The organism is Nostoc sp. (genome assembly GCF_036917235.1).
Classification (GTDB): Bacteria; Cyanobacteriota; Cyanobacteriia; order Cyanobacteriales; family Nostocaceae; genus Nostoc.
This window is the reverse complement of the sequence record NZ_JBALDU010000029.1, coordinates 40,568-62,279: the sequence shown is the minus strand read 5'-3', so window position 1 is coordinate 62,279 and position 21,712 is coordinate 40,568. Positions and strand designations below refer to the sequence as shown.

The window sequence follows — 21,712 nt, the reverse complement described above, 5'->3', positions numbered from 1 at the left end:
TCTATTATTCTCTAGCAGAGGAATATGCTGGTTCAATTACCCTACCGCGTCTAATCAAGCGATCGCCTTTTAATAAAGCCGGCGTTAGAGTCACGTGTTCTTTGGTATCGGGGTCGATACTTGGCTCAAAATCAAAATATTCGCGATCGCTATTCGATCGGTAAATTTGAGCGTTAATTCCCTGAGACATTAAAATCTGTGGCAGAAGTTTTGCCAGTTCATGAGCCATTTGGGGTTTATCAAGTTTGGATGCGCCCATTAGTCTTTGGAGAAAATTCAATAACTCTGGCAGTTCTTCTATTGCTAAATCGCCTTCATGTTTATTTGATTCTTCTACTCTAGCCACTGCTAGATCGATAGTGTTGAGAGCATCGCCAAGGCAATCTAGAAATACTTTGCTATCAACCCGAAGAATCGGTTGAGGTAATTCCAATACTCCTTCAGATATAGAATTATTTTGCTGGTTGTTTGATTCGAGTTGAAGTACAATTTCTAGTCCGATAAGTAGAGAGGTTAATAAGATAGCCATCCACGCCCCTGGGGTAGTTTTAGTTAAGGAAAACAACGAACCTAAGATGCCTATATAAATTAGTCCCTTTAGCAGTTTGAGGATGAATCTGCTGCTAAACAACTTTGTCCCTGTATTAGTAATTTGCCTTTGCTCTGTTGGAGCAACTTGAAGATAGTTAGCCGCAGCCAGAGTGGCGATAGACTGCCGCAGCGTATCCAGGAAAAAGGAAGCCAGACGAACTTGAGCCAAATTAAGCTTTTCAATGTAAATTCTTTCGAGATTATCGAGTCGGTTTTGAACCAGTTTAACTATTTGCTCAATGCCGATTGTGTTATCAATATCTATCTGGAGTTGGTTGCGTTCTTCGCTAAAAAGTGAAGTGATTGTTTTCATTGCATTGACTAAGACTTTAACGTTATTAATTAGGAGTGAAATAGAACACTCGTTTTTTCATTTCATCCTGTAATCACATAATGACGAAATAATTCATAATTACTAATTATGAATTAGGTTGATTGCAAATTACTACCCATCAAAAGGAGGAGCAGAATGTTTATCTGCGTCATTGCAGACTACGGTACAGGAGATCCGGCATTTACTGAAGTCACACAACGTCTGCTGATGACTTTTCCCCATGCCCAAATTCATTTGCTTTCGGTTCCAGCATTCAGTACCTTAGCAACGGGATTCTGGATTGCCCAACTAGGACTTAACCCAGGGCCTAGCGATCGCCTAATTTATCACAACTGTGCGCCTCGTCAGGACGATCCTGAAGCTCGTCGAGATAATGAAGGTGAAGGGCTAACTTATGCCCTTCTATCCAATGGTGTAAAAGTAGTGGGTGTGAATGCGGGCTACACCCTCTCTTTTATTAAAGACCATACAAAGGAGTTGCGAGTGGTCAACGTTTCTCGTGGTGGATCGCAGTTTCGCTCACGAGATATATTTCCTCCGGCTGCGGCTGCGATTATGAATGAAGATTTTAGCATTCTGGGAGATAGCCTCAAAAGTGAGCAAATCCCAGATGTTCCACCAGATCGCATTGCCTGGATTGATGGCTACGGCAATATCAAAACAACTATTGGGGCGCATACAGTTAACTTGGAGCCTCAAAGCAAGATCGCTATCCGAATTGGAGATGTGGTCAGCGATGCAGTGTATTCTGATGGCAGTTTCAAGGTGTCTGAAGGAACTTTAGCCTTTGCTCCTGGTAGTTCCGGTTGGTCAAGAGGCGATTCAGGGGAACCATTACGCTTTTTAGAGCTATTTTTGCGAGGAGGGAGTGCTTGGGAACGCTTTGGCCGTCCTCGTGTGAATCAGCAAGTAACTCAAATTGCCTGAAATCGGGTAATTGGCTTTTGTTACTGTCAGTAGACCGAAAAGTTTTCCAGAACCCTTACCAGCCGTTGATTAGAGCTTAAGAACACAATTTGCCGCAATCCCGTTAGAGTCTGCTTTTCAAGGAACGAGCGTTGTTGGTGGTTTAAGGATGCAGTGCAAGCGTAGGCGCAGCGCGTCGTAGACATCGCGATCGTCAACAGAAAAACCTCGTCTGAAACCCTGATTCTTTCGTCAACTTACAAAAGTTTTCGATCTACTGACATTTAGTTTTAGCGTCAGTCTTAACGTGTTATTATTTGCTTCGAGATTCCTAGCTGTTTGTTCTGATAAAATACAGTGCTTGTTTTTGTTATCCCACTCAAAAGTGCAAAAGTTTCCAATTCCTGGGAGCGTGTTACACAATTATTTGAAAGATGTATTAAATCAGTTTGCAATCAAACCTCACCTAACTTTCACGTTATTGTTGTTTGTCACGAAAAGCCCAAAATAGAATTCACTCATCCTCATATTACATACATTACAGTTGATTTTTCTCCACCAAACGAGCCTAGCCCTGTAGCCAAAGGAGACACAGACAAAGGGCGTAAAATCTTAAAAGGATTGATGTATGCTCGTCAATTTTATCCCACTCACACTATGACAGTTGATGCTGACGATTGTGTGAGTGAAAAGTTAGCGAAATTTGTTCAACAACACCCTGATTCTAATGGATGGTTTATAAATAAAGGTTATAAATATCAAGAAGGCAATAATTACATCTATATCAAGAGAAGCAATTTTTATAAAATGTGCGGGACTTGTAACATTATTCGATATGATTTGAATGATTTGCCAGAAACCGCAGAATATAATCGTGGCTACGGATACTATAGATATTATATAGACCACGCTAAAGTTAGAGATATTTTAAAAAACAAAGGAAAATCTATTAAATCATTAGCATTTCCAGGTGCGGTTTATATTTTGGCAACAGGAGAAAATCTTTTTGAAAATTCAAAAAGATTAAGATTTAGCATTTTTAATCGTAAATTATTAAATCAATCATTGAGAGACGAATTCGGATTATACAATCTACAGCAATCCAAAGAGATTTATCAACTATCAGAATTGTAAATTGTTTTTGAAAAAATCTTATAAATGGTCTTATATGGTGTGTTAGCGGAGTTTAACGCACCAAAAGCTTGAAATTGTGCCGTATTTTCTGCGCTAACACAACGCTAGTTACTACAACGTAAAGCCTTCTCTTCTCCCAAAGGAAGACGCTACACGTAGCTTGCTTCCACAAAGTGTTACAGAGAGGCTTGTCTGCAATCATTGGTGTTAACTTAACGTGAAAGCAAGTCTAGAACTAGCTTTTAGATTGCCTCGTTGCCTCGTTCCCAGTCTCCGACTGGGAATGCTCGTCCTTGAGGCTCCGCCTCTCTTGCTGGCGGCAGAGCCGCTTTTGAGTTGCATTTCCAGCCAGAGGCTAGAAAACGAGGTTTTAAAGGAGTTTCAGCTTAAGTTGACACCAATAGTCTGCAATACGCCATGCGTAGCTTGCTTCCCTGTAAGGGCACACCAACGTTATGACTTCTCTATCTCTACCAGAGGCCTCGCCAACGCTGAGAGCAAGTATTCGAGCGTCGGGAACCTCCGCAACGCACTGCCCCCCTACGTGTATTTTAAAATCAAATATTAGTCCTATATAATGGAGTATTTTGCGAGGCTGATAGGCTACAGTGCCACTATGCCAAAATTTAAACCAAAATCTCAGCAATCTAAAAAATCAAAATCGAATAAGCAGGCTAAAAAGGAAACATCTACCCTTAGCCTCAAAGAACAGTTAGCCCAAAAGCGCAAGTCTGCCCAAGTACGTAAAGAACTCACTAGCTTACTCACCACCGCTACTTTTGCCGGTGCGTTCGTTGGCATTCTACTATTTTTTGCAGTTGGAATTAAAGCAGCAGTCCCTGGCGTGTTAGGGATAATAATCATGTCCCTTTCCTACAAATATCCGCGCCAAGCCCTATATGCGTTCATTATTTACATACCTGTGGGAGGTACTGTCACCTACTACTTAGGCAATAGTCCCATACTCCAATTAGCTAAAGATGCCTTTTACGTTCCAGCCCTAATTGGACTTTGGCAGAGTTGCCGTAAACAGGGGCTACCTATAATTATTCCCAAAGGTATTACAATCCCACTTTATATTGTTTTGGCTTGCAGTCTGCTAACACTGTTGTTTGTCAATGGTGGACAGCAATTTAACCCGCCTAGTGCAGGACTATTAGAAAAAGCAGCCCCAGAAATACCATTAGGTATGGGAATTCTAGGACTAAAAGTATTTTTAGGCTATGTCCCCCTGATTGGTTGTGCCTACTATCTAATTCGCGATAAGCGGGATTTTCTATTTTTATTGCGCCTCCAGATTGTCCTCACACTGATTTGTTGCGCGCTGGGATTTATTCAATATTTTTTACTACTAACTGGTGTCTGTCAAGGTACTAGAGGTCTTGAAGGAGATGCCTTATTTAGAGCAACACTCGAAGCCCGATGTTATTTTGGTGGAGCGCTAGTATATAGTCCCGAAGAAGGGATTATTCGCTTACCAGGGACATTTGTAGCTCCTTGGCAGTGGGCTTGGTTCTTAATTTCTAGCACCTTTTTTACCTTTGCCACCGGCTTCACCGATCCCTCGCCAATATGGCGGATCATCGGTTTAGGTTCTATAGTGGGAGTCTTTATCAATGCTGTCATCTCTGGACAGAGAATCGCCTTAGCTTTAGTACCAATCTGCTTTGGGATTTTGCTATTGCTTACCGGACAACTTGGCAACCTGAAACGATTTATCCCCATAGGCGTGGGACTTGCCTTCATTCTAGGAATTGGGATGGTGACTAACCCTGTTGTCGTACAAGAGAGAACTGAGAGTTTTATCAGTCGTTGGAACGCTTCACCACCTCAAGATTTTATCATCCAGCAATTTGAAGAAAATTGGAAAAACGTAGACGGGCCATTGGGAAGCGGCTTAGGACGAGCAACCAACTCTGCCCGCGTGATGGGTCAAACTAAGCTTGTGGAAACCTACTACCCCAAAGTACTTTATGAAGTGGGAATTGTTGGATTACTAGCGTTTCTGGGTTTGGTAACAAGTTTAACAATTCTGGGCTTTAAAACCTATCGCTCCATAAAGAACCGTAATTTCCGTAGTTCTGGAGCAGCTTTGTGGGTGTTTATATTGTTTATTAGCACCAACACTTACTACTATCCTCTGGATGTCGATCCTGTTGCGGCCTATTATTGGTTTTTTGCGGGAGTTCTTTTTAAGTTACCAGAACTGGAGAAACAAGATAAGGAAGATGCCAACCCTCAGCAAAAAAACAAGAAAAAACGTCTAAAAACAATTTAAATGATATAAAAATGGCCAAAGATATAATTGGAGATCAAACAGACCTCAGTATTTAAAACCTACCTTGAAATTCTCGCCATAAACTTATTTTTCGATGATACTTATTGATGGGTAAGCAATTTCGTGGTCAGAGAGAGGCATGGAAGTGAGATTTTTCAGAATCCGTGAAAATACAGTATGTAAATTAAAGCAATAGCCACTTACTGAATTTCATGAAAATTAATTTCTACAAGGCTATTATAGAAGTAGTAAAATTACTTAATAAAAGTTATGAATAATTGGCCATTAGTTACTGTAGTTATCGCAACTTACGGACGAGAGGAAGCGCTACGCGATAGCATTGTGGATGTCTTAAAACAGGACTATCCAAATTTTGAAGTTTTAATAGTAGACCAAACTGCAAAACATCAACCAGAAATTCAAGCCTACCTAGAAGAGATGGCGGAGGCAGGTAAAATTAAATGGTTGCGCTTGGATTGGGCAAGTTTGCCAGGGGCGCGGAATTATGCTGTGCGGAGGGCTTCTGGTGAAATAATATTGTTTATTGATGACGATGTTCAGTTAACCCCTGGATTATTAGCAGCCCATGCGAAAAATTATGTGCAAAACCCAGAGGTGGGGGCTGTAGCTGGTCGAGTCTTTGACAAAATGAAATTAAGTGATTCTGGAGGAGATTTACAGATTGAATATCTGCCTCCCGAAGCTATGGATCCAGGAATTGCTTGGTATCATATTGATTTGGTACATACCATTAAACCCCAACAAGTGTTGACAGCGAGGGGCTGTAATATGTCATTTCGCCGCGAAATCTTTACTAAGTATGGATTGAGGTTTGATGAGAGGTTTGGCGGGAGTGCAGTACGTGAAGAGTCAGATTTTTGTTTGCGAGTGAGACAGACGGGATATAAGATTTGGTACGACCCAGAAGCCCATTTGGTGCATTTAGGCGAAGAAACAGGGGGTTGTCATGATATTAGTATGCGATCGCTAAAATATCAACTCACCTTTTATCACAACCATTTCCTACTAGGGCTGAAAAACCTGACTGCAACTCAAGCTTTACGCCTATATGGTCGTTTATTTGACTGTCACGTTCTAGGACGCCCACCTTGTCACAAAAGCGGTTCCCCCATCAAAATTGCCACTCGCGGTATTTTCTACATTTTGGGTTTTTTCAAAGCCTTGGGTACTGTCATCCAATCACTATGGAACGATGGTCAAATTTACAGTCGATTGGATAAACAAGTTTAGTTATTAGTCATTTGTCATTGGTCATTAGTCATTAGTGAATAACAAAGGATAGATGAAAATCTTAGTTGCTAGTCACACTTATATCGTAGACCTCAACTGTGAGAAATTACGCGCTTTATCTCAACTAGAACCTAACATTGAAGTTACAGTTGTAGTCCCAAAGCGCTGGAAACCAGGCGGTGTACAAAACAGAATTATTGAAACTGAATACCGTGATGAAGGCAGATTTAGAATAGTTCCAGTTTCTAATTTTAGTCAAAATCATCAGGGACTTCTTACATTTGGCGCTGATTTGATATCTTTATTAAAACAATTTCGCCCGCAAATCATCCAAGTTGAACAAGGTTCTAGAGCCTTGGCTTATACTCAAATGATTGCCTTAAATCAGCTATTAGGACTCAAAGCAAAAAACGTATTTTTTACCTGGTGGAATCTTCCTTATGAACTGAAACTACCAATTTCTTTATTAGAAAAATATAACCTCAACCACAGCCACGGTATTATTTCTGGCAATCAGGATGGAGCAGAGGTTTTGCGGCAACGGGGATATACAGGTGCAATTAAAGTCATGCCACAACTGGGTGTAGATGAAAGTTTATTTACTCCCAAAGCTCAACCAGAGTTAGCAGCTAAGTTGGGCATTGAAAAAGAGGATTTTGTAGTAGGTTTTGTTGGGCGCTTTGTGCAGGAAAAGGGTTTGTTAACGCTTTTGCAAGCTTTAGCTACTTTGAAAAATAAACCTTGGAAATTACTGTTATTGGGACGGGGAGAGTTGCAAAGTGAATTAATCAAAATTGCGGCAGAAAACAATATTAAAGAACGATTAATTTTGATAGAAAGTGTTCCCCATGATGAGGTTGCAAGCTATATCAATTTAATGAATACTTTAGTCTTACCTTCAGAAACAACTTATAAGTTTAAAACCTTAACTTCTGCTGGCTGGAAAGAGCAATTTGGTCATGTGCTAATTGAAGCAATGGCTTGCCAAGTTCCTGTAATTGGTTCTGATTCCGGGGAAATTCCCTATGTAATTGGTGATACTGGCTTAGTATTTCCTGAAGGTGATGTTCAAGCTCTTGCTAATTGTTTAGTTCAATTAATGGATAAACCAGATTTTGCTCAGACTCTCGGTGAAATGGGTTATCAAAAAGCAATGATTCAATATACAAATAAAGCTTTGGCTAAACAGCAATTGGAGTTTTATCAAGAGTTGGTCATTAGTCATTAGTCATTGGTCATTAGTGAATAATAAAGGACAAATGACGAAGGATAAAAGAAAAATGACAAATGACAAAAAAATGAAAGTGTTACAAATTGTTCCCTCAATTTCTCTAATTTACGGCGGGCCGAGTCAAATGGTACTTGGATTAGCTCCAGCGTTAGTAAAAGAGGGAGTAGAAGTTACAATTCTCACAACTGATAGTAATGGCGATAATGGTCAAATACCTCTGGATGTTCCTTTAAATCGCCCAATTAAACAAGATGGCTATGAAATAATTTATTTTCGTTGTGCCCCGTTTCGTCGTTACAAATTTTCCCTTGATTTATTAAACTGGTTAAAACGTCATGCTCACGAGTTTGACATAGCACACATTCACGCTCTATTCTCGCCAATAATTAGTGCTGCTGCTATTGTATGTCGTCAGCAAAAGCTACCTTATATTTTCCGCCCTTTGGGTACTCTCGATCCGGCTGATTTACAGAAGAAAAAGCTATTAAAACAGCTTTATGTCGCAATTATAGAACGTCAAAATTTAGCTAGTGCGGCAGCAATTCATTTTACTAGCGACCAAGAAGCTAAAATATCAGAACGATTTGGAGTATCTACACCCGATTTGGTGATTCCCTTGGGTGTGATTCCCCGCCAATCTTCTATTAAAAATGTATGTAGTCAGTTAGAAATACCAAAAGATGTACCATTGGTGCTGTTTATGTCACGAATTGACCCGAAAAAGGGGTTGAATTTGTTGATTCCGGCGCTAGAGAAGCTGTTAGCGGTTGGTTATAACTTTCATTTTGTCTTAGCTGGGACAAATCCTCAAGATCCAGATTACGAACAAAAGATAATATCCCAAATTCAAAATTCACCATTGCGATCGCACACTACAATTACTGGCTTTGTCACTGGTGAACTCAAAGTTAGTTTACTACAAGCGGCTGATTTATTTGTCTTACCTTCCTACTACGAAAATTTTGGGATTGCTGTAGCTGAAGCGATGGTTGCAGGTGTACCCGTAGTCATTTCTGACCAAGTGCATATTTGTCAACAGATACGTGATAGTGAGTCGGGTTGGGTAGGTGCAACAGATGTGCAAGCATTGGTAGAGTTATTGCAAGAAGCTTTGCAAAATCCCGCAGAACGCCAGCGACGGGGATTAAACGCCCAAAAATATGCCTTGGAAAATTTTAGCTGGGATGCGATCGCAAAGCAAACAATCCAAGCCTACCAGAAAATTCTGGCAGCCCACACCAATCATTTCCGCAAAAAGTTTTAAGGACAATTCAACTTTAAGTTTTTCTGTAATCAATTAACTCAAGAGCAAGCAAATGGTCTTGAAGTAACTTGTGGATAAAACGATAGCGCCCACCGACTTTTTCCAGAAGCCCTTTCTGTGTAGCATAGTTGAGAAAACGGGCATAATTCCAGGGAATACATTTACTTTTGTAAAGAATGAGGCGTAGCACAAAATGTTCAATGCAAGCAACGCCCGGTACTAGCCCACCAATCAGCGCACCCATTAGCCCAAGAAACTTTTCAAAATAAAACTGTTGATTTGAGATAAACAAATCAATGAACCAGCCAAGTAGCACACCGATTATTCCAAATACCAGCGCAAAAATTACAGCATAGAATGCTGACCTCCAAATACCTTGATTAGCATATACCTTATTTTCTACATTATCAGACTTGCCCAATCCATTAATGAACGTACCCATTGATCCACTAATTAGGCCACCAATCAAAACATCTATCCTAGATTTCAGTAATAGTACCAAGTTTGATATCTGATAAAAGTTTTTACTGTCAGTAATACCCAAATTAGAAATCACTCCGAAAATCAGCCCTTCACCCAGCCCAACAGATATCAACCCATTATTCAGATTACGCCATGATGCTCTTATGCCAGACCATCTTAGAGTCTCAAATGGTCTGATACTACTTTCCTTCAGACCACTAATCAGCGCACCTATTAAGCTTAAGCCCCCAATTAGCGCCCCTATCAACCCGCCAATTAACACAGATATCGACCCAATAATCAGCGCACCTACCAATCCAATAACTAGTCCAACAATCAGTCCTACTCCAAAACGATACATGCGTCTCTCATTCTCATCTACTAACCAACTAGGCTGCATTTCCTCAATCAAGAACTCAGTTTGGTTATTCTCTTTCAATCCTTTGGCTAACCATATCAATCTATATCTATCCTCCCGTTGAGTTTCGAGATCAAATCGTTCGTTAATATAATCATCAAACAAAGCCAGTCTATATGCTTGAGTGGAATTTAAACTTTGATATTTATCACTCAATGTATGGTTATCTTTAGATATTGAAATCAGAAGATGCAGCATTAGCGGCGATTGGAGTAACTCCAATAGTTCTGAGCTATGCCGAATTATCTCCCATAAATCTTGGTATTTGGTTTCTATTAAATAATTTTGAATTTGTACCTTATCGTAGGGTTGTAAACAGACTGCCATCTTGAGAGAGAGTTTTAACTCATCGGGGATCTTTTCGTATTCTGTTCGACGACTGCATACAACCAGATGTTTCAGTTGAGCAGTCCCTTTAAGAAACAATTCATTAATTGCCTTTACACAGCGTAGTTGAATCCTAAATGGCTGTTCATCTAGACCGTCAAGTAGCAGCAACAGTTTTCCATCGTCGAGCCACTCTAGTCCAAGCTTCCTGGGAACGCGATACAGTTCTTCGAGTTGAGCCAGCAGCCAGTTGCGAAGACTTTCTTTATCCCTTCTGTTGATTCTCCTGTATTTACTGGGCTTCCAAGATGAGAGGTTGAAAAAAACTGGTACTGGTTCGTTTAGATCGTTTTTAGCGCGAGTGATTAGTTTTTTAGCCAATTGCATTAGGGTGGCGGTTTTGCCTGACCCTGGTTCACCCAAAATCAGTAACTTGCCTGCAATGTATTCCTCATCAAATACTTCTATAATGCTCGCTCGTTCGGGTTGCAAAGAAGTTGAATTTCGACCTCCCCTATATGCTTCATTTCCTGGCGGTATTAGCTCAGGTCTTTCTTGCATTAGCAGGTTTAGCAGATGTTTATTATGTAAACGGTTACGGTGCCAATATGCAACTTTAGTATTCATCTCTTTTAGCACCCAATCCCGATTCTGCTCACTTCGGTCGCTCGAATGCGATCGCTTCCGGGAAGGTAGGTAAAAATTATTTGTGGATTGGTTTTGGTTAACTGTCTTACCTGCTTGGGCAAACTGACTCTCTTGCGCTGAAGAGTTTTCAAATTTCTGTTTAAAATCCGGTTCATCAGTAGGCTGTTGACTCATAGACCTATTTCCCTAGTATCCAAAGAAGCTTTTCGCCACGCCCAGCCAGCCCAGCAGTTGTGTAAGGATAGGTTGAACCTTTTTCCAAAGTCCGGTGCTTGCCTCTACTGTTTCGTTTGCATTTTTTAGAGTTTCAGTCACACGTTTCAAGCTTTTAGCTGCCAAATCTTTGTCAGGTTCCTTTTGCTGAACCTCTTCCTTAGCTGCGTTTAAATACTTAACTGCTTTTTCTTTTTCGGGTTCCGCCAGATTTGCACCTTGCAGTAGTTCTTCAATGCGTGTTAAGAGTTCAACGACATCTGCTGATTTGAGCTGTTTCTCAGTGGGATTAACCTGCTGTGATTGAACAACATCACGACCAGCTTGCCCTACCTGCACTCCACCTGACAACTCGCTACCACTAAACGATTGTGAAAATTTTTCTTCTGACATGATTACATCCTAGAATTGCAATTACAGTTATTCTAAGCAATCAAACTGCCTCAAGCATCCTTCTTGCTTTGATAGTTCAAGCTTGGCAAGTGCAAATCCTAAAGACAAGCGAGTATCAATTAAAACCTGAGGATTAGTTCACTGACCCTAAAAGACAGAATGAAGACATCATCAGCATAAATACATATAAAAGTCAATAGTCCCTATCCAGTAACTGCATTCATCACTGAATCCTTCTAGTCAGATAGTCCCAAAAAATGATTTTTAGCTACTTAAGTTGTCGGTTTATGTTGATAACTGATTATCGATTATGCTTATGATTGCAATATTGGGCGTTGGTGAGTTTATCGTAGTTGAGTTTGTGAGCTTGAAACCTAAAATTTTGTTTCAAACCGCTAAAGCCCGATTGGGGAATGGGGGTTTTATGGGATGATAGCATACTAGAATATATATGCCTTTCTAACTACAGGGAATCTCTCATGGCTCTCCGTCTAGGTGACACAGTACCCAACTTTACGCAAGCCTCAACACACGGCGACATCGATTTTTACCAATGGGCAGGTGACAGCTGGGTTGTGCTGTTTTCTCACCCTGCTGATTTTACACCTGTTTGCACAACAGAACTCGGCACAGTTGCCAAGCTAAAACCAGAATTTGACAAACGCAATGTCAAAGCGATCGCACTCAGCGTTGATGACGTAGAATCCCATAAAGGCTGGGTGGGAGACATTGAAGAAACTCAAAGCACCACTCTTAACTACCCAATTTTGGCGGATGCAGATCGCAAGGTTGCCGATCTGTATGACATGATCCACCCCAATGCTAATGCGGCTGTGACAGTGCGATCGGTTTTTGTAATAGACCCCAACAAGAAACTCCGCCTGAGTTTCACCTATCCTCCCAGCACAGGACGCAATTTTGACGAACTTTTGCGGGTGATTGATTCTCTGCAATTGACTGATAATTACAGCGTGGCGACACCTGCTGACTGGAAAGATGGAGAGGATGTTGTAATTGTCCCCTCGCTGAAAGATCCAGAAATACTAAAACAGAAATTCCCCAAAGGTTATGAGGAAATCAAACCTTATCTGCGGATGACTCCTCAGCCTAACAAGTAAATCTGAGAATGATTTCTGATAAAAAAGCAAAGACGCAAAAATATAATTTTGCGTCTTTGTTTTTTTGCGTGAGAATATAGTCAATTGGCTAGGCATCCGGGCTTGCGCGGCTAACGATGCCTCCGGTGGAATATAGCCCATCGCATTACAATTCATACTTTTTAGTTATCCAACCCTATTTTTAATTTAGATAAAACACTTGAGGAACTTGTCAGGAAATATTTGAACTAAACAGGTTTTTTCTATGTTACAAATAAATTCCCCAAATTGAGTCTTCAAAATAGGCTAAACTGCGTGTATAAACTGGCAAAATATTAGTCACGCTCTGCAACAAATCTTAATTTATATTTATAGTTTGAGGGCACATTAGTTTTGTCAGCATATATTCAGTTGACCTTAAGGAGGTAAGTATCATGCAAAAAGAATATATGGAGATTTTAGAATCATTAATTAATAAATTGACATTATCCGCAATATTAGAAATGTTAGAGCGAATATGTCATAAAAAAGCGGAAAATCTGAGAACTCATTGGCAAGATGAGACTTCAGCAAAGCTTTGGGATAAAGCCGCTAGACAGATAGAACAGATAAATATTGATGTTTGATTGAAGAGATAATTTTGCACTTCCTCACAAGTTCCCCAAATTTTTTTTTTGCGTATTTTTATTATGGAATCTAGAAAATACACGAAATTAATTAACTTTTTACTAGAGTAGTTGGCAATTACTGCTGCTGCTATTAGCTTGGCTTTCTGTTATGTTGAGCAAACTCCAATGTTGCCTATGGTTCTTTGGCAGTATGGGCTAATAACTGTTACTCAACCAATATTTTTGCCAAAATAAGAGCCTAGAAAAATTTTGGCAAAGGTATTGTTTGCAGTAAAGCTTGCAGGTATGAAAAACTTGACTTCTAATTTGTCCCTGTGGTCAAATAATTTGTTGCTCTACATTTTTCGTGAAAGTCAATCAAAGCCAGTTCTGCAATGACTCAAACCGAGCAAATTCTGACTCTAGCTGCCATTGAATCCGGGCGCGATCGCTTTTGTTCAAAAAGGCACTGCACCCTTCAGAAACAGAGGTTTCACCAGGGGTATCGCTTGCACAAGCTGAAACCATTGCCTTAAACTCAGACGACTTCCAGAGACTATTTCCCGGAGCGAAACTATATTCTAAGCCATTGCGAGCCAGTCGCTTGAGGTCTTTATATCCCAGCCCATATCTCGTTGCTGCTAACAAATACTCATGACTCAAATCGATGCGGGAAATGCCTTCATCATCAGAAGCAAGGGTCATTGGTACTCCAGCCTTCCAATACTCCCTAAAAGGATGCTCATCTCCCTGGACATTCAAAATAACCTCATTACTGGTCAGGCAGATTTCGACCAATACGCCGAGTCGCCGCATTTGCTCCATCAACTCGAAGGGATGCTCCTCAAAAAGAATATCCACGCCATGTCCGATGCGAGATGCCTGTGCCACTTCTACAGCTTGCCGAATATGAAAACGTAAATCCTCTGTCGGAACCAACCCCAGAGTTAACTCTCCGGCATGGAGCGCGACCTTGACATTGGGATATTGGCGTTTGAAAAATTGCAGCATTTGCATTTGCAGGGTGTAGTCGCGCAGTGCAATCGGGTTGTCTTCTGGGGCGACAAGATTGATGCCAACTACCCGCGAATCTGATGAATCTAGTGCAAAGGCATAAGCTAACTGAGCAAACACTTCAACGGGCGACTTTGTTCTTGTCGTTTGCTGCAAATAGCGCACCGTCACTGCACATCCAGGCTGTGCCGATGGAGTGCCACAACCGAGTGTTTTCGAGACTTCGCGCTCCAACTGTGCAAATTGCTGGTTGCCGAGTGTCACTAGCTTGGTTAATCCTCGTTTAAGCAATTGACCATGCATCTCTTGCAAATCTTTATTCCAACCAACTTCACGCCCTAGCTGTCGAACCTCACTGCCCTGAACGGTAAGCATTAACTCTAGATAGGTAATATGCTGCAAAGCTGCCCGATTTGCTACTTCCGCGACCATATCATCCCGACGGCTCATAGAATCTGATATTGGCCCAAAACCACTAAAAGCTTCAAAAAATTGGTCGTGTCCTGATTTTCCAGCAAATTGGAGGTTACGAGTAGACCAACGATTTATTAGGGAATCATAAACAGATGTTCGGTTTAACAATTCTGAGGCTGGAAAATAGCTACTGTCCTGACCGCAAGCTTTAGGTTCAACTAAAGCCCCCGCCTTTGGATTCACACAATACCCATCAGTGGCAGCCCACTCCAGATAGTGTTCTGCGTACACAGCCCCACTTAGATGACTGTGGATATCTCCACCCTTCGGCATTCGCTGTACAAATGCTCGTAAAGCGGCTGGCTGTCTGCGATGGGCTTCAAACCAACTAGCAGTTTCAGCTTCACTCCGAGTCGAGGACTGCTGCGAATTAGATGGGACTTGGGCTGCTACACTGAAGATCAAACAGCTAGAACTCGTTAATACTCCTAAAAAGAAATAATATAAGGGCGCTCGTCTATGCATATAGATTTATTTTTTTGTAAAACATGGCCAGTATGAGTGCATTTATCATCCTCTTCAAAACCATCAACTATCAATCTTTATTAAGAGGTTGTTTGAAAAGTATTTCGCTGTGACTTTAGGCACTTTAGATCCCCCCTAACCCCCCTTAAAAAGGGGGGAACCGGAATCAAAGTCCCCCTTTTTAAGGGGAGCCACTTGCTCCACTTGGGGTCTCCCCAAGTGGAGCAAGTGGCGTGGATTTAGGGGGATCTAAAATTTTTGATACCAACAAGAGGACTTTTCAAACATCCTCTAAGCTAGATAAACTATAACCTAAGATAGATACGTATTAATTAATTTTATTTATTCCAGTAAACAAACTGCGATGCTGCCAAATAGCCAGTGTAGAAACATAGCTATACCCAATGCACCCCAGGAGAAAACCAAGGAGCCAGCAATGCTACTGCGTGAACAGTAGTAAACCTGATAAATCTCCCATGTACCGAGTATAGGCATGAGCAATCAGTGCAATAAGAAACAAGATCCCCGACTTTGTAAAAACAAGTTGTTGGGGATCTTTAGATTTCATCTAAATTTCATTAGATCATTAGAATTAGAAACATATTAGGTAAGATTTATGCAACTGCTATTTTTAAGGAATGGCTTTTTAGCGCTAACTTTTACTGCGATCGCTTCAGCAGGTGGGTTAATTACAGGCTGTACTAGTACTGCTTCCCAGAACCAAAGCCAAGCGCCAAAGGAAACCGCCACCAATGCTAAAGACAAGCAGATGATGAACCACGGTGGTGGCATGACGAATCACAGCATGGGAATGGATTTAGGCCCCGCCGATGCTAATTTTGATTTACGATTTATTGACGCTATGATACCGCACCATCAAGGGGCTGTGGAAATGGCGAATGTTGCGCAGCAGAAATCAAAACGTCCTGAAATCAAAAAATTAGCAGACAATATTATCAAATCGCAAAACCAAGAAATCACTCAGATGAAGCAGTGGCGACAAGCTTGGTATCCCAAGGCGGGAGATAAACCAATGGCTTACAACAGCCAAATGGGTCACATGATGGAGATGTCGTCTGACCAGATGCAAACTATGATGATGAGTCAAGACTTAGGTGCAGCCGATGCTGAATTTGATTTGCGCTTTATCAATGCGATGATTCCTCACCACGAAGGGGCTGTAACAATGGGAAAAAATGCCTTAAGTAAGTCTAAACGCCCTGAAATCAAGAAATTAGCCCAAGAAATTATCAAAGCCCAAGATATAGAGATTAAACAAATGCAACAGTGGCGAAAAGCTTGGTACAACAAGTAATTCGTAATTTTTAATAAAGTCTTCAGGTCAATATTAATGGAAGGGAGCCGAAGTGCTGCTCCCCTCATCTCCCTATTCCCAGCGCCTATTTACTAGAATGGGACTTTTCTGGCATGACTATATTAGTATGGCTTGCCTTGCCATTTTTGCCGTTAATATGTCCGTTACCATTGCGGGGGTGGATGACACCATAACCGCCGTGGTTACGTTCGTAAATTACATTAATCTCTCCAGTTTCAGAGTTATGGAACATATAAAAGTCGTGTCCTACGAGTTGCAGTTGTTCTAGGGCTTCTGCAACAGTCATCGGCGGCATGGAAAAATATTTGGTGCGGACGACTTCGTTGGGCAATTCGGGGGTGCGATCGCCAATTAAATCTGTTACTATCGACTCTGCAACAACTACTTCTGTTGGTAGAACATGAGTTTTCTGGTCTTGACGCCGTTCTTTATATTTTCGCAGTTGACGAGCAATTTTATCTGCAACTAAGTCAATGCTGGCATATAGACTTTCGCTGCTTTCCTCGGCACGAATAACGCTACCACTAGCATAAATAGTTACTTCAGCTGCTTGTCTTGGATTAATTCGGGGATTCCGAGCGACGCTAAGATGCACATCCACTTCATTTGTAATGCTTTGAAAGTGACTAACTGCTTTTTCAATCTTTTGATGTACATACTCACGAATCGCATCGGTGATTTCAATATTTTTGCCGTGGATGACAAGCTTCATGTAATACTCTCCCGCTGAATATTTTGGATGTGTGAATTTGCTTTGTATGAAAAGAAATTGCGGTAAGGTTTATTACTCCCGCCAAAACAAATTGTGAACTATATTGTATTTACTGCTGTTAAGCTGTCTCTCAGCTTGCTGCATCTGAGGAATTGTCAAGTATACCCTTGATTTACTTCCTCATCTCTGCGCTGATGTCTAATTGTATATCCAATTAGCACTCAAGAGTTGAGGAAATCTAATTGTAGCTCCTATGACTACCTTTTCCTTTAAAGGAATGCTTACAGAACTGTTGATAGTTGCTCCTTCTGTGTTTGATTGAGGTTTGCTTGCTGTTGCTCAAGAATACAAGGCTTTGTGGAAGTTTGATTCTGTTTGAAATGCAAACAATGGTATTAAAGTCATCAGCCAGTACATTCTTCCTTATTGTCTTGGCATAATGCTTATTGCAGAGAATTCCTCCTAAAACCTATTGAGGTTAATATTCAAGCTAGCACTTTGTTTTTTCTAATGCATCTTCCCTTGACTTTCCTTTAAAATCCTTTGCAAAGCTTGACAATTGTTGATTCTAATCTTGTAACTTGAAATATATTTAGTTCTTTATACGGTTGAATTTTGGCATGATCCATAGTAGCGAACCACACAAAAACATTTGTTTGCTGTATAATCAGGGATTAATGCCTTACTTGGAAGCTCATGGATGGCAGCGATCGCTTCTAACTGAGCGCATTCATGACCCAAGTCTAGATGACGTGTTAATTTTGCTAGAACATCCTCCTGTCTACACTTTGGGACAAGGAAGCAACTCAGACTTTCTCAAATTTGATATTGACAAAGGTCAGTATGATGTGCATCGAGTTGAACGAGGCGGCGAGGTTACTTATCATTGTCCCGGTCAACTGGTAGGCTATCCAATTTTAAATCTGCAACGTTATCGTAAAGACCTCCATTGGTACTTACGCCAACTCGAAGAAGTAATAATTCGCGTATTAGCAATTTATGGATTGCAAGGAGAAAGAATTCCGGCTTTTACTGGCGTTTGGTTGCAAGGGCGAAAAGTTGCAGCTATTGGTATTAAAGTCAGCCGTTGGATTACTATGCACGGCTTTGCGTTAAATGTTTGTCCAGATATGACAGGCTTTGAGCGCATTGTACCCTGCGGTATTTCTGACAAACCTGTAGGCAGTTTAGCCGAATGGATTCCAGGTATCACCTGCCAAGAAGTGCGTTTTTACATAGCACAATCTTTTGCGGAAGTCTTTGGCGTGGAATTAGTAGAATCTCAGCCTCAAGGATTTTTCCAGTCTGACTAAATTCAGCTTGTAATATGTAATAAATACTATAGCAGTCCTATTTAAATTGTGAGACACTTATGAGAGTAGTCCATATTAAATAGTATCAAAATAACTATTTAATACCCGTTTGAAAAAGAATGTGATAGATACAAACCTGAGAAGCCAGATTAAATCAGACTTTTTGAATTTGGAATTGGTATAACTGCGGTTGTCAAAGCTATAATCTGATTATTTCTAAATTTTTATACTAACTTTTTACGGCTGTTAAGCACAACTTTGCGCGTGAATTACTCAAATAATCTCCAGGTATATGCCCCATCGATAACATCTCTCAGAGAACGTGATTGGACAGCTTTGATAGAACTATTTGATAGAGACGACGGTGATGAAATTGAAGCCGACATCAGTGGTAGTTTATTTTGGCTAATACCTGAACCTTGTTGGGAAGACGATCCCTTTGATTTTTTGCGCGAGTATCTTTAAAGAGTGCTGAATTATGAGTTATGAGTTATGAGTTATGAGTTATGAGTTCAAAAGAAGCCTTTAATTTATAACTCCTAACTCCTAACTCTTAACTATCTAACGTTGAGGCGACTTAGGAAAATACGTAGGCGATCGCTTTGGGGATTAGTCAGCACTTCATAGGCTGGGCCTTGTTCTGTCACAATACCTTTGTCTAAAAATATCACTTGATGGGCTACTTCTTTGGCAAACTGCATTTCATGAGTGACAACTACCATTGTCATGCCTTCTGTGGCTAATTGCTGCATCACTTGCAGAACTTCGCCGACGAGTTCGGGATCTAGGGCGCTGGTGGGTTCGTCAAATAGCATGATTTGGGGATTCATACATAAACTACGAGCGATCGCTACTCGTTGCTTTTGTCCGCCAGAAAGTTGTTCGGGATAAGCAGAGGTTTTGTCAGATAAGCCAACTTTTTCTAAATATAATCTCGCTATTTGGGCGCTTTCTTTCGGTGTTTTACCCAAGACTTTACGCGGTGCGAGTGTCATATTTTCTAAGACACTGAGATGGGGAAACAGGTTGAACTGTTGGAAAACCATGCCTACTTGTGTTCGCAGTTGCCGCAGTTGGCTATAGTTGACAGTGGGCCTAGATAAGTTAATTCCGTTGATGATTAAACGCCCTTTGTCAATGGTTTCTAGGCGGTTGAAGCAGCGTAGTAGGGTACTTTTACCACAACCGGAGGAACCGATAACTGCAACGACTTCTCCCCGATTGATTTCGCCGGTAATCCCTTTGAGAACTTTCAGGGAACCAAAGTTTTTTTCGATATTGTCAAAAATAATTGCGGGGATGGTATTATTCATTACTTATGTCAAGCTGCTCTACAGTTGATTGTAATATTTTAAGAAACCGCAAAGGCACAGAAGGAGAAAAAATAATATGGCTAAAGTTGGTTTTATGCGTTGGCTGTATTTATGTGCCTTCGTAGGTTTTAGTTGTTTATTACTGATTAGCTGTGCTGTGAACTCTAGCGCGAGGAAAACTTTGCGGGTTGCTACAGAACCGGCATTTCCACCTTTTGAATTTCAAGGAAAAGGTGGCGAGTTGCAGGGGTTTTCCATTGATTTGATGAATGCGATAGCTTCTTCTGCTAACTTTAAAGTTGATTTTCAAAGTCTGCCTTTTGATGGCATTATCCCAGCTTTGCAAGCAAAAACGGTAGATGCGGCAATTAGTTCGATTACGATTACTGAAGAGAGGGCGAAAACGATTTCTTTTTCCCGTCCTTATTTTAAGGCTGGATTAGCGATCGCAATTCGTGCAGACAATCAAGATATTACTGGTTTTGACAGTCTCAAAAATAAAAAAATTGCTGTACAAATTGGCACGACTGGGGCTGCAAAGGCTAAGAGTATTCCTGGGGGACAAATTCGCAGTTTTGATTCTGCACCCATAGCCCTGCAAGAATTGCTCAATGGTAATGTGGATGCAGTGATTAATGATGCACCTGTGACTTTATATGCAATTAATACAGGCAATCTTCAGGGAATTAAAGTTGTACAGCAATTGTTGACGGAGGAGTTTTATGGAATTGCTACAGCTAAAAACTCGCCGAATTTGACATTGATAAATGATGGCTTGGATAGGGTGCTGAAAAATGGCACTTATACCCAAATTTACCAGAAATGGTTTAAAGTTGAACCACCATCACTACCAGCTAAGTCACTATTTGAGAATCAAACTAACACTGGCGCACCTAAAATATTAACTTCAATTAGGGTGGTTTTACAAGCTTTTCCGAGTCTATTACAGGGTGCATTGATCACGTTGCAATTGACGATACTTTCTGTAGTATTCGGTTTAATTGGCGGTTCCTTAATTGGTATTGTTCGCCTTTCTCATATTGCACCTGTGCGTTGGTTAGCGAGGGCGTATGTAGATTTTTTTCGGGGAACGCCTTTGCTGGTGCAAATTTTTATGATTTACTTTGGTTTACCAGCAATTTTACAAGAACTTGGTTTGACATTTTCTTTCGATCGTCTAAGTGCTGGGGTAATTGCTTTAAGTTTGAATAACGCTGCATACATTGCCGAAGTTGTTCGTGCTGGGATTCAATCAATTGAACCAGGACAAGCAGAAGCAGCAAAATCATTAGGTTTGAGTTCTGTGCAAACTATGAGTTATGTAATTTTTCCCCAAGCTTTCCGGCGGATGATTCCACCTTTGGGAAATGAGTTTATCAGTTTGTTGAAAGATACTAGCTTAGTTTCTGTGATTGGGTTTGAAGAATTACTACGTAAAGGACAGTTAATTGTTGCTGATAACTATCGCGCCTTTGAGATTTACGCAGGTGTAGCGGTGGTTTATTTATGTTTGACGCTACTTTCTTCCCAAGCATTTAGCCGATTAGAAGCTTGGATGAATCCCATCAAGCGCTAAGAGACTTTCAAAAATAATTTCTCAAAATCCAGAGAATGAGAATAAATATACTTGTAAAGCTGATTTTTGGGATAGATAGCAGTTGGGGGTTAAAATCCTTAAGATAAAATCAAACTTAATAAAATGTGTTCTAACATACCTTTTTTTCAGGTAATTCTAATCCATTGTTTAATTTAACTTAATACTTTGCTACAAATCCAATAAAAAAGTTATGTAATATCAATCAGATAACACTATTGTTATCATGTACTTGTAATCATTAAGAAATGTAAATAGTAACTATAACCGTAAGTCAATTTAACTTAATGATTTCGTGCTTGCTATTTGAGGGCTGAGTACGCCAGTAAAATTACG

20 protein-coding genes and 1 pseudogene are annotated in these 21,712 nt (G+C 40.6%); 13 read left to right on the top strand and 8 right to left on the bottom strand.

Going from position 1 to position 21,712, the window contains the following annotated elements; genetic code table 11:
* Positions 1 to 4: 4 nt before the first annotated feature.
* Positions 5 to 904 (bottom strand): hypothetical protein, encoded by a 900-nt coding sequence (locus V7K44_RS09185; protein WP_334930730.1) that lies wholly within the window; start codon positions 902 to 904, stop codon positions 5 to 7.
* Between the two features lie 156 nt (positions 905 to 1,060).
* Between V7K44_RS09185 and V7K44_RS09180 the strand changes: the two genes are divergently transcribed.
* From V7K44_RS09180 to hpsP, 6 genes are all read left to right on the top strand, one after another.
* On the top strand, positions 1,061 to 1,852 hold the full coding sequence (locus tag V7K44_RS09180) for an SAM hydrolase/SAM-dependent halogenase family protein (RefSeq protein WP_334930728.1): 792 nt from the start codon (positions 1,061 to 1,063) through the stop codon (positions 1,850 to 1,852).
* Positions 1,853 to 2,188: 336 nt separating this feature from the next.
* Positions 2,189 to 2,965 (top strand): glycosyltransferase family A protein, encoded by a 777-nt coding sequence (locus V7K44_RS09175; RefSeq protein WP_334930726.1) that lies wholly within the window; start codon positions 2,189 to 2,191, stop codon positions 2,963 to 2,965.
* A gap of 616 nt (positions 2,966 to 3,581) precedes the next feature.
* Positions 3,582 to 5,243, top strand: coding sequence for a hormogonium polysaccharide biosynthesis protein HpsL (gene hpsL / locus V7K44_RS09170; RefSeq protein ID WP_334930724.1), 1,662 nt, complete (start codon positions 3,582 to 3,584; stop codon positions 5,241 to 5,243).
* Positions 5,244 to 5,513: 270 nt separating this feature from the next.
* Positions 5,514 to 6,494, top strand: a complete 981-nt coding sequence (hpsN, locus tag V7K44_RS09165; RefSeq protein WP_334930722.1) for a hormogonium polysaccharide biosynthesis glycosyltransferase HpsN — start codon at positions 5,514 to 5,516, stop codon at positions 6,492 to 6,494.
* 52 nt (positions 6,495 to 6,546) lie between these two features.
* Complete coding sequence (gene hpsO, locus V7K44_RS09160; RefSeq protein ID WP_334930720.1) at positions 6,547 to 7,722, top strand: hormogonium polysaccharide biosynthesis glycosyltransferase HpsO; 1,176 nt, start codon at positions 6,547 to 6,549, stop codon at positions 7,720 to 7,722.
* A gap of 70 nt (positions 7,723 to 7,792) precedes the next feature.
* A complete protein-coding gene (gene hpsP, locus V7K44_RS09155) occupies positions 7,793 to 8,989 on the top strand; it encodes a hormogonium polysaccharide biosynthesis glycosyltransferase HpsP (protein WP_334930830.1) in 1,197 nt (398 codons plus the stop codon).
* 13 nt (positions 8,990 to 9,002) lie between these two features.
* On the opposite strand, the gene V7K44_RS09150 is transcribed toward hpsP, so the two are convergent.
* Together V7K44_RS09150 and V7K44_RS09145 are read right to left on the bottom strand one after the other, a co-directional pair.
* Positions 9,003 to 11,018, bottom strand: coding sequence for an NACHT domain-containing protein (locus tag V7K44_RS09150; protein WP_334930718.1), 2,016 nt, complete (start codon positions 11,016 to 11,018; stop codon positions 9,003 to 9,005).
* A 12-nt stretch (positions 11,019 to 11,030) separates the two neighbouring features.
* On the bottom strand, positions 11,031 to 11,450 hold the full coding sequence (locus tag V7K44_RS09145) for a hypothetical protein (RefSeq protein WP_334930716.1): 420 nt from the start codon (positions 11,448 to 11,450) through the stop codon (positions 11,031 to 11,033).
* A gap of 479 nt (positions 11,451 to 11,929) precedes the next feature.
* Here V7K44_RS09145 and V7K44_RS09140 point away from each other — a divergent pair, with 479 nt between their 5' ends.
* The 3 genes from V7K44_RS09140 (at position 11,930) to V7K44_RS09130 (ending at position 13,410) form a co-directional block, all read left to right on the top strand.
* Complete coding sequence (locus V7K44_RS09140; protein ID WP_334930714.1) at positions 11,930 to 12,568, top strand: peroxiredoxin; 639 nt, start codon at positions 11,930 to 11,932, stop codon at positions 12,566 to 12,568.
* Positions 12,569 to 12,981: 413 nt separating this feature from the next.
* Positions 12,982 to 13,173, top strand: coding sequence for a hypothetical protein (locus V7K44_RS09135; protein ID WP_334930712.1), 192 nt, complete (start codon positions 12,982 to 12,984; stop codon positions 13,171 to 13,173).
* Between the two features lie 111 nt (positions 13,174 to 13,284).
* Positions 13,285 to 13,410 carry a DUF2949 domain-containing protein gene (locus V7K44_RS09130; RefSeq protein WP_442940675.1) on the top strand — a complete coding sequence of 42 codons (126 nt, stop codon included), beginning with the start codon at positions 13,285 to 13,287 and terminating at the stop codon, positions 13,408 to 13,410.
* A 123-nt stretch (positions 13,411 to 13,533) separates the two neighbouring features.
* Here V7K44_RS09130 and V7K44_RS09125 read toward each other — a convergent pair whose 3' ends face one another.
* The 3 genes and pseudogenes from V7K44_RS09125 to V7K44_RS33155 form a co-directional block, all read right to left on the bottom strand.
* Positions 13,534 to 15,108: an adenosine deaminase gene (locus V7K44_RS09125; protein ID WP_334930710.1), complete on the bottom strand. Its 1,575-nt coding sequence runs from the start codon at positions 15,106 to 15,108 to the stop codon at positions 13,534 to 13,536.
* A gap of 351 nt (positions 15,109 to 15,459) precedes the next feature.
* Positions 15,460 to 15,569: pseudogene (locus tag V7K44_RS09120) on the bottom strand (acyl-CoA desaturase); the annotation flags it as partial.
* Positions 15,548 to 15,676, bottom strand: coding sequence for a biliverdin-producing heme oxygenase (locus V7K44_RS33155; protein ID WP_442940674.1), 129 nt, complete (start codon positions 15,674 to 15,676; stop codon positions 15,548 to 15,550). The pseudogene V7K44_RS09120 and the gene V7K44_RS33155, both read right to left, overlap by 22 nt.
* A 48-nt stretch (positions 15,677 to 15,724) precedes the next feature.
* On the opposite strand from V7K44_RS33155, the gene V7K44_RS09115 reads away from it, so the two are divergent.
* A complete protein-coding gene (locus V7K44_RS09115; protein WP_334930708.1) occupies positions 15,725 to 16,423 on the top strand; it encodes a DUF305 domain-containing protein in 699 nt (232 codons plus the stop codon).
* 85 nt (positions 16,424 to 16,508) lie between these two features.
* On the opposite strand, the gene hpf is transcribed toward V7K44_RS09115, so the two are convergent.
* Complete coding sequence (hpf, locus tag V7K44_RS09110; RefSeq protein WP_334930706.1) at positions 16,509 to 17,156, bottom strand: ribosome hibernation-promoting factor, HPF/YfiA family; 648 nt, start codon at positions 17,154 to 17,156, stop codon at positions 16,509 to 16,511.
* 620 nt (positions 17,157 to 17,776) lie between these two features.
* Between hpf and lipB the strand changes: the two genes are divergently transcribed.
* Positions 17,777 to 18,469, top strand: coding sequence for a lipoyl(octanoyl) transferase LipB (gene lipB / locus V7K44_RS09105; protein ID WP_334930704.1), 693 nt, complete (start codon positions 17,777 to 17,779; stop codon positions 18,467 to 18,469).
* Positions 18,470 to 18,733: 264 nt separating this feature from the next.
* On the top strand, positions 18,734 to 18,934 hold the full coding sequence (locus tag V7K44_RS09100) for a hypothetical protein (RefSeq protein ID WP_094348136.1): 201 nt from the start codon (positions 18,734 to 18,736) through the stop codon (positions 18,932 to 18,934).
* 92 nt (positions 18,935 to 19,026) lie between these two features.
* Here the strand turns inward: V7K44_RS09100 and V7K44_RS09095 are convergent, their stop codons facing one another.
* Complete coding sequence (locus V7K44_RS09095; RefSeq protein ID WP_334930703.1) at positions 19,027 to 19,782, bottom strand: amino acid ABC transporter ATP-binding protein; 756 nt, start codon at positions 19,780 to 19,782, stop codon at positions 19,027 to 19,029.
* Between the two features lie 76 nt (positions 19,783 to 19,858).
* Here V7K44_RS09095 and V7K44_RS09090 point away from each other — a divergent pair, with 76 nt between their 5' ends.
* Positions 19,859 to 21,358: an ABC transporter permease subunit gene (locus V7K44_RS09090; protein WP_334930700.1), complete on the top strand. Its 1,500-nt coding sequence runs from the start codon at positions 19,859 to 19,861 to the stop codon at positions 21,356 to 21,358.
* Positions 21,359 to 21,712: the final 354 nt, after the last annotated feature.

Excerpts from the sequence above, each read along its gene's own strand:
- V7K44_RS09095 (WP_334930703.1), bottom strand. The coding sequence starts at position 19,782 with ATGAATAATACCATCCCCGCAATTATTTTTGACAATATCGAAAAAAAC.
- hpsP (WP_334930830.1), top strand. The coding sequence starts at position 7,793 with ATGAAAGTGTTACAAATTGTTCCCTCAATTTCTCTAATTTACGGCGGG.
- hpsL (WP_334930724.1), top strand. The coding sequence starts at position 3,582 with ATGCCAAAATTTAAACCAAAATCTCAGCAATCTAAAAAATCAAAATCG.
- V7K44_RS09180 (WP_334930728.1), top strand. The coding sequence starts at position 1,061 with ATGTTTATCTGCGTCATTGCAGACTACGGTACAGGAGATCCGGCATTT.
- hpsO (WP_334930720.1), top strand. The coding sequence starts at position 6,547 with ATGAAAATCTTAGTTGCTAGTCACACTTATATCGTAGACCTCAACTGT.
- V7K44_RS09140 (WP_334930714.1), top strand. The coding sequence starts at position 11,930 with ATGGCTCTCCGTCTAGGTGACACAGTACCCAACTTTACGCAAGCCTCA.
- V7K44_RS09185 (WP_334930730.1), bottom strand. The coding sequence starts at position 904 with ATGAAAACAATCACTTCACTTTTTAGCGAAGAACGCAACCAACTCCAG.
- V7K44_RS33155 (WP_442940674.1), bottom strand. The coding sequence starts at position 15,676 with ATGAAATCTAAAGATCCCCAACAACTTGTTTTTACAAAGTCGGGGATC.
- V7K44_RS09125 (WP_334930710.1), bottom strand. The coding sequence starts at position 15,108 with ATGCATAGACGAGCGCCCTTATATTATTTCTTTTTAGGAGTATTAACG.
- hpsN (WP_334930722.1), top strand. The coding sequence starts at position 5,514 with ATGAATAATTGGCCATTAGTTACTGTAGTTATCGCAACTTACGGACGA.
- V7K44_RS09135 (WP_334930712.1), top strand. The coding sequence starts at position 12,982 with ATGCAAAAAGAATATATGGAGATTTTAGAATCATTAATTAATAAATTG.
- lipB (WP_334930704.1), top strand. The coding sequence starts at position 17,777 with ATGATCCATAGTAGCGAACCACACAAAAACATTTGTTTGCTGTATAAT.
- V7K44_RS09150 (WP_334930718.1), bottom strand. The coding sequence starts at position 11,018 with ATGAGTCAACAGCCTACTGATGAACCGGATTTTAAACAGAAATTTGAA.
- V7K44_RS09090 (WP_334930700.1), top strand. The coding sequence starts at position 19,859 with ATGGCTAAAGTTGGTTTTATGCGTTGGCTGTATTTATGTGCCTTCGTA.
- hpf (WP_334930706.1), bottom strand. The coding sequence starts at position 17,156 with ATGAAGCTTGTCATCCACGGCAAAAATATTGAAATCACCGATGCGATT.
- V7K44_RS09145 (WP_334930716.1), bottom strand. The coding sequence starts at position 11,450 with ATGTCAGAAGAAAAATTTTCACAATCGTTTAGTGGTAGCGAGTTGTCA.
- V7K44_RS09115 (WP_334930708.1), top strand. The coding sequence starts at position 15,725 with ATGCAACTGCTATTTTTAAGGAATGGCTTTTTAGCGCTAACTTTTACT.